Annotated in this window: 10 protein-coding genes; 4 read left to right on the top strand and 6 right to left on the bottom strand. The window is 69.2% G+C overall.

Annotated elements, in window-relative coordinates; all coding sequences use genetic code 11:
• Positions 1-40 precede the first annotated feature (40 nt).
• Both ACFTZL_RS08070 and ACFTZL_RS08065 read right to left on the bottom strand, forming a co-directional pair.
• On the bottom strand, positions 41-829 hold the full coding sequence (locus ACFTZL_RS08070) for a pectate lyase (RefSeq protein WP_382579566.1): 789 nt from the start codon (positions 827-829) through the stop codon (positions 41-43).
• Between the two features lie 52 nt (positions 830-881).
• Complete coding sequence (locus ACFTZL_RS08065; RefSeq protein WP_382579564.1) at positions 882-1,859, bottom strand: polysaccharide lyase family 1 protein; 978 nt, start codon at positions 1,857-1,859, stop codon at positions 882-884.
• A gap of 297 nt (positions 1,860-2,156) precedes the next feature.
• On the opposite strand from ACFTZL_RS08065, the gene ACFTZL_RS08060 reads away from it, so the two are divergent.
• Positions 2,157-3,254 carry a non-reducing end alpha-L-arabinofuranosidase family hydrolase gene (locus ACFTZL_RS08060; protein ID WP_382579562.1) on the top strand — a complete coding sequence of 366 codons (1,098 nt, stop codon included), beginning with the start codon at positions 2,157-2,159 and terminating at the stop codon, positions 3,252-3,254.
• A gap of 130 nt (positions 3,255-3,384) precedes the next feature.
• Positions 3,385-4,623 (top strand): PHB depolymerase family esterase, encoded by a 1,239-nt coding sequence (locus ACFTZL_RS08055; protein ID WP_382579574.1) that lies wholly within the window; start codon positions 3,385-3,387, stop codon positions 4,621-4,623.
• A 31-nt stretch (positions 4,624-4,654) separates the two neighbouring features.
• Here the strand turns inward: ACFTZL_RS08055 and ACFTZL_RS08050 are convergent, their stop codons facing one another.
• Positions 4,655-5,734 carry an NADH:flavin oxidoreductase/NADH oxidase gene (locus tag ACFTZL_RS08050; RefSeq protein ID WP_382579560.1) on the bottom strand — a complete coding sequence of 360 codons (1,080 nt, stop codon included), beginning with the start codon at positions 5,732-5,734 and terminating at the stop codon, positions 4,655-4,657.
• Positions 5,735-5,852: 118 nt separating this feature from the next.
• Here ACFTZL_RS08050 and ACFTZL_RS08045 point away from each other — a divergent pair, with 118 nt between their 5' ends.
• Entirely contained in the window at positions 5,853-6,203 is a 351-nt protein-coding gene (locus ACFTZL_RS08045) for an ArsR/SmtB family transcription factor (protein ID WP_382579558.1), read from the top strand.
• Here the strand turns inward: ACFTZL_RS08045 and ACFTZL_RS08040 are convergent.
• Entirely contained in the window at positions 6,200-7,543 is a 1,344-nt protein-coding gene (locus tag ACFTZL_RS08040; protein ID WP_382579557.1) for an FAD-dependent oxidoreductase, read from the bottom strand. The genes ACFTZL_RS08045 and ACFTZL_RS08040 overlap by 4 nt on opposite strands.
• Before the next feature lie 209 nt (positions 7,544-7,752).
• Between ACFTZL_RS08040 and ACFTZL_RS08035 the strand changes: the two genes are divergently transcribed.
• Entirely contained in the window at positions 7,753-8,220 is a 468-nt protein-coding gene (locus ACFTZL_RS08035) for a DUF6214 family protein (protein WP_382579572.1), read from the top strand.
• Here the strand turns inward: ACFTZL_RS08035 and ACFTZL_RS08030 are convergent.
• Positions 8,214-8,846, bottom strand: a complete 633-nt coding sequence (locus ACFTZL_RS08030; protein ID WP_382579555.1) for a DedA family protein — start codon at positions 8,844-8,846, stop codon at positions 8,214-8,216. The two genes, ACFTZL_RS08035 and ACFTZL_RS08030, sit on opposite strands and share 7 nt — an antisense overlap.
• Before the next feature lie 36 nt (positions 8,847-8,882).
• Entirely contained in the window at positions 8,883-9,995 is a 1,113-nt protein-coding gene (locus ACFTZL_RS08025; protein WP_382579553.1) for an FAD-dependent monooxygenase, read from the bottom strand.
• Positions 9,996-10,090: the final 95 nt, after the last annotated feature.

Here is a 10,090-nt window from a genome sequence, read left to right as displayed (position 1 = left end):
CGTCGGGGCACCGCGCACGGCCGCCTTCACCGTGGGGGGTCTACCTGTAGGTGACGTCCGAGGTGGAGTACAGGCAGTTCTTGCTGTCGGGTCCCGACCCGACGGCGGTGTTGTTGTTGTACTTCTGGCAGGGGACGACCTTGCGGCCGGAGTCGTTGCGGATCGTGATGCCCCGCAGCGTCGCCGTGTCGTTGCGGTTGACGTTGATGCCGACGATCCGCGCGGTGGAGCCCGTGCCGGTCACGTCGATGGAGTTGAGGTTGACCTTGCGGGTGTACTGCGTGGAACAGTCGCCGCAGGAGCGGTAGAGCGTCTTGAACTCCTGCACCGCGAAGTTGGAGATGGTCAGCGTGCCGCCGCCGTTGTGCTGGAAGACCTTGTCCGCCGCCTTCTTCGCACCGCCGCCGATCACCTGGTACGTGGCGCCGTTGCCGCCGCGGAAGGTGGCGGCGTCCTCGCCGACGTCCTCCCACCAGACGTTCTGCAGCGTGCAGCTGCCCTCGCAGTGGATGCCGTCGGCCGCGGGAGCGCCCAGGATGACGTTCTTCAGCACCGCGCCGTTCGCGAGCTTGAAGATCGGGTCCTGGCCCTCCTCCTGGCCGTCACCGGCCAGGGCGCCGGTGCCGTAGTACCGCTTCATCCCGTAGTCCTTGGTGCCGGAGACGGGGATGGTGGTGGAGGTGCCCTGGCTGCCGTTGGGGGTCGGCCAGGTGGCGGCGCTCGCCGTGGGCGCGTTGGTAGTCATGATCATGCCAATCGACAGGCCGAGGGTGGCCAGCGCGCCGGTCAGCGCGCGCCTGCGGGCGCGCGGACGTGTCGCAGAAGTCATGTCCCGATTCCTTCTGTCGTCTGAGTGGGTGAGTGAGGGGCGAGGTGGGGTGTCAGAGCTTTCCGGCGCCCGCACCCGACGTCACCGAGGTGACGACGGACGAGGCCGGCTCCGCCGAGTAGCCGTACGGCGGGCTGGTGAAGCTGCCGACGCGCGAGACCTCGGTCGCGGCTCCACCGAGATCGTTGCCGCGCAGGTTGGCGTATCCGTCGACGTCGCTGCTGCGGTTCGTGGTGACCGCGATCTTCGTCGAGCGGAAGACGTTGTTCTCGACCAGCATCTGGGCGCCCATGCGCGAGTGGCAGGCGGTGTCGGCGCCCTCGACGTAGTTGTTGTAGAAGTGCCCGGTGCCGAAGCGCAGGCTGGGGATGCGCGAGTACACGTTGGCGAAGTGGTTGTGGTGGTACGTCACCTTCAAGTGGCCCGTGTCCTGGCTCGCGTTGTTGTCGCTGTGGCCGGCGAGCGAGCCCTTGAAGTGGTTCTTGAAGGTGTTCCAGGACACCGTGATGTTGTCCGCGCCGTGGTTGACGTCCAGCAGACCGTCGTAGAAGTCCTTGTCGTGATCGCGGTCGGCCGAGAAGGAGTTGTGGTCGATCCAGACCTTGGTGGACGCCTCGACGGTGATGCCGTCGGCGGGCGCGACCGGCTTGCTGATGTTCAGGTTGCGGACGACGACGTTCGAGACCTTCTTCAGCCGCAGTCCGCCACCGGTGAACCCGGACGCCGAACCCACGCCCAGGACGGTCGTGTTGGAACCGATGTCGATCTGACCGCTCAGCGAGATCAGGCCGTTGACGCGGACGACCTTGGCCGAGTTGCCGGTCACCGCCGACTTGAAGGCGCTCAGCGTGGAGACGGTGACCGCCGAGGCGCTGCCGCCGCCGGTCGTGCCCGCGCCGAACCCGATCGGCGAGGTCTCGGCGGCCCCGGCCGGCTGGGGAACGGCCAGGACCGCCACGGTCGCCAACGCGGACGCGGCGGCGACAGCCAGGGTGGATCTGTGTACACGTGTGCGTGGGGGAGTACGCATGTGGGGTGCGTCCCTTCGTGGTGCCCTCATGGTTGCCAGGTCGGTCATGTACATGAATGACGTTCGCCATGTTGTTCACCGCGCGCGCTGAGTACGACCGGCCTGGAGGTCTCGGTCACACTGCTGAACGGAACGTAGGGGGCAAGCGCTTTCTAGTCAACGCCTCGCGCAGAACACATTCGGCCGCTCCTGGTCAGGGCGAGGGCGCCATGAGGGTGGCGTGGGAGCGCTTCCATGAAAGCCATGTGCATGTCACCATGCCGACGGATGTGCTTCCCTTCACGAGAGGGCGGGTCGATGAGGACTCCGCGCACGCGTACGTTCGTCAGTGGACTCGTGTTCATGCTGGTGGCCGTCGGCGCCCTGGCCGCGCCGCCGGGACCGGCGGCCGCCGGCACCTCGCGGCCCGGCCACGAGGGCTCGCCGCCGAGTTCGTTCACGTGGTCGTCGACCGGCCCGCTGATCAGCCCGAAGCCGGACGCGGCCCACCCGATCCTCTCGGTCAAGGACCCGACGGTCTTCCGCTACCGGGACCGCTGGCACGTCTACTTCACGACCGCCGACACCGCCGGACGCTGGAGCCTCGGGCACACGAGCTTCACCGAGTGGTCCGAGGCCGATTCGGCACCCCAGACCTTCTTGGACGCCAACCCGAACATCGGCGACCGGTACGCCGCCGCGCCCCAGGTGTTCTACTTCGCGCCCCAGCAGACCTGGTACATGGTCTACCAGACCGGGCCCCCGTCCTACTCCACGACCAAGGACCCCTCGGACCCGCTCAGTTGGAGCGCGCCACGCGACTTCTTCGCCAGTGAGCCGCCGATCGTCACCGAGAACAAGGGCGACGGCGCCTGGCTCGACTTCTGGACGATCTGCGACCGGACGGACTGCTACCTGTTCTTCTCGGACGGCAACGGCCACCAGTACCGCTCGCGCACCACGCTCGCCGAGTTCCCGAACGGCTTCCGCGACACCGCCATCGTGCTGTCCGAACCCAACCGCTACGACCTCTTCGAGGCGGGCAACGTCTACCGGCTCGGCGACGGCTCCGGCTATCTCATGCTCGTCGAGGCGCTCGCGACCGGATCCGACTGGCGGCGCTACTTCCGGGCCTGGCGCGCCGACAGCCTGGGCGGCGCCTGGACACCCCTGGCCGACACCGAGGCCAACCCCTTCGCCCGCTCCGTCAATGTCACCTTCGAGGCCGGACAGCCGGCCTGGACCAGGGACTTCAGCCACGGCGAGATGATCCGCGCCGGTGTCGACCAGACCCTCACGATCGACCCGTGCCGCCTGCGGTTCCTCTACCAGGGGATGGACCCCGCCTCGAGCGGCGAGTACTACCGGCTGCCCTGGCGGCTCGCCCTGCTGACCCAGACCGACTCCACCTGCTGAACCGCCGTACGACGTCCTGCGAGCCGCACCTCACAACGGAAGGGACACGGACGTGCCTGCCACCCCCCGCCCCACGGCGAGGAGACCGCTGCGGTCGATCCTCCTCGCGCTCGTCGCCGCACTGCTGCCGATGCTCGCGGCCACGGTGCTCACCGCACCCGCTGCCGCCGCCCGCGAGGAGGCCGTGCCCGCCGCGGCTCTCACCGAGGTCACGAACTTCGGTACGAACCCCAGCAACCTGCGGATGTACCTCTACGTGCCGGAGAGCGTCACGCCGAACCCGGCGGTCGTGGTCGCCGTGCACTGGTGCACCGGCTCGGGTCCGGACATGTACAACGGCACCGAGTACGACACGCTCGCCGACCAGTACGGGTTCATCGTGCTCTACCCGTCCGTCACCCGCAGCAGCAAGTGCTTCGACGTCTCCTCGCCCCAGGCGCTGCGCCGCGGCGGCGGCAGCGACCCCGTCGGCATCAAGTCGATGATCGACTGGGTCACCCGCACCTACGACGCCGACACCGGCCGGGTGTTCGCCACCGGCATCTCCTCCGGCGCGATGATGACGAACGTCCTGCTCGGCGACTACCCCGACGTGTTCGCGGCCGGCGCGGCCTTCTCGGGCGTCCCGTTCGCCTGCTTCGCCACCACCGACGGCTCCGAGTGGAACAGCAACTGCTCGGGCGGCACGCTCACCCACACCCCGAAGGAGTGGGGCGACCTGGTTCGCAACGCCCACCCCGGCTACACCGGTCCCCGCCCGCGGATGCAGATCTGGCACGGCACCCAGGACGACGTCCTGCGCTATCCCAACTTCGGGGAACAGATCAAGCAGTGGACGAACGTGCACGGCGTCAGCCAGACGCCGACCGCCACGGACACACCTCAGTCCGGCTGGACCCGCACCCGCTACGGCGGCACGGGTGACCGGGCGCCCGTGGAGGCCATCAGCCTCCAGGGCGTCGGTCACAACCTGTACGCCCACGGCATGGCCTCCCGCGTGCTCACCTTCTTCGGCCTGGACAGCTCGGGCCCGGCGCCGCAGCCCCAGCCCGGCGCCTGCAAGGTGACGTCCACGGTCAACGCCTGGAACACCGGCCTGACCGCGTCCGTGACCCTCACCAACACCGGTACGACGACGGTCAACGGCTGGAAACTCGGCTTCACGCTGCCCGCCGGCCAGACCGTCACGGGCGGCTGGGGCGCCACGTACGCGCCGTCGTCCGGGACGGTCACCGCCACCAACGTGTCGTACAACGGCACGATCGCGCCGGGCGCGAGCGTCAGCATCGGCTACCAGGCGAGCCACGGCGGCAACAGCGCCGCTCCGGCCGCGTTCACGCTCAACGGGACGGCGTGCACGGCCGGTTGACGCTCCGGATGCTCCGAGATCCGGGTGCCGGTCAGACCGACCGGTGGTACTGGTCCGGCACCCGGACCTCACCGCCGAGTTCCCGCGCCGCGTGCCGGGCCCACGAGGGGTTGCGCAGCAGTTCCCGTCCCAGCAGGACCGCGTCCGCCTCGCCGTTGGCCAGGATCTTCTCGGCCTGCTCGACGTCGGTGATCAGCCCCACCGCGGCGACCGGCAGGGTCGTCTCGGCCTTCACCCGGGCGGCGAAGGGCACCTGGTAGCCGGGGCCGGTGAGGATCCGGGCGCCGGAGACGTTGCCGCCGCTGGAGACGTCCAGCAGGTCGACGCCGTGGGCCCGCAGATCGGCGGCGAAGCGGACGGTGTCGTCCGCGGTCCAGCCGCCGTCCTCGAGCCAGTCGGTCGCCGAGATGCGGAAGAACAGCGGCTTGTCGTCCGGCCACACCTCCCGTACGGCGTCCACCACTTCGAGGGCGAAGCGGACGCGGTTCTCGTACGAACCGCCGTAGGCGTCGGTCCGGTGGTTGGAGTACGGGGAGAGGAACTCGTTGATCAGGTAGCCGTGGGCGCCGTGGACCTCGGCGATCTCGAAACCGGCGGCGAGGGCGCGGCGGGCCGCGGCCGCGAACTGCCCGACGATGTCCTGGATCTGGTCGGCGGTCAGCTCGGCCGGTGCCGGGTGCTTCTCGTCGAACGCGAGAGGGCTCGGCGCCACGGAGTCCCACCCGTACGCGTCCGGGCCGACCGGGGCACCGCCCTTCCAGGGCTGGTCCGTCGAGGCCTTGCGGCCGGCGTGGGCGAGCTGGATCGCAGGCACCGTGCCCTGCGCGGCGAGGAAGCGGGTGATGCGGCGGAACGCCTCCACCTGCGTGTCGTTCCAGATGCCGAGGTCGTACGGGGAGATGCGACCCTCCGGGGACACGGCGGTGGCCTCGACGATGATCAGGCCCGTGCCGCCGGCCGCGCGGGCGGCGTAGTGCGCGAAGTGCCAGTCGTGGGGGGCGCCGGTCTCCGGTCCCTCTGGTGCTGCCGAGTACTGGCACATCGGGGGCATCCACACGCGGTTCGGGATGGTCACATCGCGCAGGGTGTAGGGCTCGAAGAGCGCGGTCACGGCGGACTCCATTCGTTGCGGGGCCGATGTCGACTCGTACGATAGGCATCGTAGTACGGTGGATGTCAAACTACGATGGTTCTCGTACTATGGAGGTTCCCGAGGAAATGGAGTCGCCGTGACGTCCCCCGCCGTGAGCAGCCGCGCCCTGCCGCATCCCGAGCGCGACGAGATCCGGCTGGAGCATGTGCTGCACGCGCTCTCCGATCCGATGCGGCTGCGGATCGTGCGGGAGCTTGCCGCGGTGAGCGGGGAGTTGTCCTGTTCGCGTTTCGATCTGCCGGTGACGAAGTCCACGACCACGCATCACTTCCGGGTGTTGCGGGAGAGTGGGGTGATCCGGCAGGTCTATCGCGGGACGGCGAAGATGAACGGGCTGCGGCGGGATGATCTGGAGGGGCTGTTCCCGGGGCTGCTGGATGCGCTGCTCGATGCGGCGGGGAGGCAGGCCGGGAGGCTTGCCCCTTAAGGAACCCTGCTGTGCGCGGCCTCCATCAGGGACTGCCAGTCGGGGAGCTTGACCACTCCGCGTCCGAGTGACGCTCCCAGCTCCGCCTCCGCCCGTTCGATCGACTGCCAGCCCGTCCATTCGACCGGGTCGATTCCCTCTGCCCGCAGGGCCGTGAGCGTGTGCCGGGGGATGTCCTTCGCGGCGAGGAGCGGGGCGTCCTCGAGGAGGGACATCGCCGTTTCCTTCGCGCAGGGGCGGTTCGTGCCGATCACACCCGTCGGGCCGCGCTTGATCCAGCCCGCCACGTACTCGCCCGGGGTGACGACGCCCTCGCGCAGGACCCGTCCGGCCAGGTTCGGCACGGTGCCGGTCTTCGCGTCGAACGGCAGACCCTCCATCGGCACTCCGAGGTAGCCCACCGAACGCAGCACCAACTGCGCCTCGATGTCCTCGTACCGGCCCGTGCCCGTCACGCCGCCTTGTCCGTCCGGTGCCGTCCGCTCGAACCGGACCGCGCCCACGTGGCCCTGCTCGGCGAGCAGTTCGACCGGGCGGAGGAAGAAGCGGAGGCGGATCCGGTGCGGGGCGTCGGTCGGCGGTGAATCGGCCCAGCCGCGCAGCACCTCCACGTTGCGCCGCTGCGGGGCGGGCAGTGCGGACGGATCCGTGTACCCCGGGTCCGGCACCAGCTCCGCCGGGTCCGCGACGACGTCGGTCCCCGGCAGGGTGCCCAGCTCGCGCAGCTCCTTGGTGGTGAAGCGGGCCTGGGACGGGCCGCGCCGGCCCACCATGTGGATCTCGGTCACGCGGCTCGCCGCCAGCGCGGTCAGGGCCGCCTGCGGCATGTCCGTCGGGCTGAGCTCGGCCAGCCCCCGGGCCAGCATCCGGGTGACGTCCACGGCGACGTTCCCCACGCCGATGACCACGGCCGACCGCGCGTCCCGCAGGAAACCGCCGTCCACGGCGTCCGGGTGGGCGCTGTACCAGGACACGAACTGCGTCGCCGACCAGCTCCCCGGCAGGTCCTCCCCGGGGATGCCCAGATGCCGGTCCGTGGCGGCGCCCACGCAGTACACCACCGCGTGGTAGAGCTCCCGCAGCCGCGCGGCCGGCACCCCGCCGGGGCCCACCTGCACACCTCCGAGGAACCGCACCCGGTCGTGCTCCAGGACCGCGCGCAGATTGTTCTGCAGCGACTTGATCTTCTCGTGGTCGGGCGCCACGCCGTAGCGGACCAGGCCGTAGGGGCACGGCAGCCGGTCCAGAACGTCGACGCGCACCTCGGAGTCAAGCTGGACGAGGCTCTGGGCGGTGTAGCACCCGCTCGGCCCGGAGCCTACGACGGCGACTCGCAGCACGGCGGAACTCCTTACCCGTGGGATCCGGGGGATCTCGGGAGAGCGCTGATGTCTCCAGCATCGCACCGGCCGGGCTCCGCTGACAGGGTGCTGTGCTCCGACCGGGGCGCGTGTCGGATCTATAGCGAATGTGATCATGCGGTTACGTTCCGTGTGTGCTGGAAGCATCCTTTCTTAATCTTTCTGATCGCTCTCCGGTGGACGGCGCGGTGTCCGTGCGGCCCGCGTGGGAAGTGCGGGAGAACGAGGACGCCACGCGGTGGTTCGACGTCCGGCTCGCCTTCGCGGACGGCGCCCACGTCGACGCGCTGGCGGTCGTGGCCGGCGGCTGCGTCGGTGTCGAGGACGTACGCGCCCAGCCCGCGCTGTCCCTCGACGATCTGGCGGTGCTCGCCGACTGGCTCGAGGACTCGCTGGCCGAGGCCTGCGGCGCCGCTGCGGGCCCGGTTCCCGAGGACCGCGCGGGCCCGGGGCGCCGGGCCCGGCCGGTCTGGCCGCGCGGCGTCGAGGGGCGGTGGCTGGTGGCGCAGGAGTACCGCGCGGCCCAGCAGGACGGTGCCGACCCGGTCCTCGCCGTGATGTGCGCGACCGGGCACAGCCGCCGCAAGTCGCTGAGACTGATCGGCCAGGCCCGGGACGCGGGCCTGCTCGCACCCCGCCGCGCACGGCCTCAATGATGTTCGGCGACGACATCGTCGGGCTCGACAGGATTCTTGCGGCGCTGAATATAGCGTGAGAACTCCACCGCACCGGTTACCGCGAACGCGAGCCCGACGCCGACGGCGACAGCGAGGAGCGTATTCTCCTGGAAGAAGACGCCACCGAGGTATCCCGACAGTGCGGTATAGGCGCTCCATGTGGACGTGGAAATCGCAACGTACAGCATGAACTTGCGCGGCGGGTATCTCACGACCCCCGCCGTTCCTGTGGCGAGATAGCGTCCGACCGGAATGAATCGCGTGGAGACGAGTACAAATCCGCCGCGTGATTCAAGTTCGCGCGCGAACCAGTCGTACGCCGTCCGGCGCTTGGTGCCGACCGGCAGGCGCTTGAATACACGTTCCCCCATCAACCGGCCGATGGAGTAGGGAACGAGGTCGCCGAGAAAGGCGCCGACCGTCGTGGCGGCGATCACGAGCATGATATTCGTCTGCCCGGTTGCGCCGGCGATTCCTGCGAGGATCACGACGGGTTCGCTCGGGATCAACGGGAGGAAAGAGTCGAGTAAGGATACCGCGATGAGCACGGCGTAGAGTGCAGGCGACGCTATTAAAGACTGCGTGAGGTCAATCCAGTCCGGCATCTATTTGCCGCCTCCTGTCGTGTGGGTACGGAACTGTCAGGTGGCGGGTGCCGTGGTGAGCATCCAGCGGCTGAACGCGGCGTAGTGTCGCGCGAATTCGACTGCGTCGCCGGCGTGTTCGACGGCAGCGGAGTGCTCGCGGACCGTATCGAAGCGGGCGCGGCGGGTGTGCTCGTAGGTAGTGAGGGCCTTTTCCAGGTCAGCCTCGGCTGTCAGGCTGCGGCGCAGGACGCCGACATCCTCGATGCCGAGAGTGCCGCCGGAAGCGATGTGGGGGGACAGTCCGTGCGCGGCGTCGCCGATCAGGGCGACGCGTGCGCTGGTCCACCGGGGCAGTTCCGGGACCAGCGTGACCTGGTTCTCCAGGATGGATTCCTCCGGCGTTTCGGCGATCACGGACAGGAGTTCGTCGTTCCATCCCGCCTCGGCCAGATTCCGTGCGCGTTCCAGTGCTCTTTCGCGCTTGCTTCCGGTGAGCGGTCCGGCATCGAACTGGTTCACCATCCACATGGTCCGATCACGAGCGATCCTCGCGTATCCGCCGCGGGTTCGGCGGTGGCCGACGGTGAGTACGGTGGCCTCTGAGTTCTGGTTGCCAGTCGGCACGATCGCGCGCCAGGCGTAGTGGCCCGAGTGCATTACGGCGTCGCTCCCCGGCACCAGCTGCTTGCGCACGTGTGAGTGGACGCCGTCCGAGCCGATCAGTAGATCCGTGCGAAGTGTCTCGCCGTTCGCGAGGTGCACGACGACGTCCGATCCGGTCTCGGTATATCCGGTCACGTGGGCGTCGAGGCGGATTCGGTCGCGACCGATGGTGTCGGCCAAGAGGTTGTTCAACTCGGGGCGCGGCACGAGGAGGAACCGGTGATCGCTGTCGGTGTAACCAGGAGCGCGGACCGGATCGCCGGCAGGGCTGAAGAACCACGTGTCCTGCTCGATGCCCATGTCGCGGATTGCCGGGCCGATGCCGAGGTGGTCGAACTCTCGCAACGCGTTGGCCCACAGGCCGATGCCGGCGCCGACGGCTCGAATCCGCGGTGCCTGTTCCAGCACGATGACGTCGTGGCCGATGAGTTTGAGGGAGGCCGCGGCTGTGAGCCCTACCAGGCCGCCGCCGACGATCACCGTGGATTTCGTGGACAACTTCATTACTCCTTCGCGTGACGGGCAGAGGGTGCCGGAGCCGCCGCCGAGGCCGCCAGGTACGTATCGACGCTACGAGCAGCCGCCGCCTGCATCAAATG

Source organism: Streptomyces sp. NPDC056948 (assembly GCF_042674225.1).
In the GTDB taxonomy this organism is placed as follows: domain Bacteria; phylum Actinomycetota; class Actinomycetes; order Streptomycetales; family Streptomycetaceae; genus Streptomyces; species Streptomyces purpurascens.
The sequence above is the reverse complement of the archived record's forward strand: the minus strand, read 5'-3'. Positions and strand labels throughout refer to the sequence as shown.

What these genes read in the sequence shown, in the direction of transcription:
- ACFTZL_RS08070 (WP_382579566.1), bottom strand. Translation starts at nt 829, where the DNA reads ATGACTTCTGCGACACGTCCGCGCGCCCGCAGGCGCGCGCTGACCGGC.
- ACFTZL_RS08065 (WP_382579564.1), bottom strand. Translation starts at nt 1,859, where the DNA reads ATGCGTACTCCCCCACGCACACGTGTACACAGATCCACCCTGGCTGTC.
- ACFTZL_RS08060 (WP_382579562.1), top strand. Translation starts at nt 2,157, where the DNA reads ATGAGGACTCCGCGCACGCGTACGTTCGTCAGTGGACTCGTGTTCATG.
- ACFTZL_RS08055 (WP_382579574.1), top strand. Translation starts at nt 3,385, where the DNA reads ATGCTCGCGGCCACGGTGCTCACCGCACCCGCTGCCGCCGCCCGCGAG.
- ACFTZL_RS08030 (WP_382579555.1), bottom strand. Translation starts at nt 8,846, where the DNA reads ATGCCGGACTGGATTGACCTCACGCAGTCTTTAATAGCGTCGCCTGCA.
- ACFTZL_RS08025 (WP_382579553.1), bottom strand. Translation starts at nt 9,995, where the DNA reads ATGAAGTTGTCCACGAAATCCACGGTGATCGTCGGCGGCGGCCTGGTA.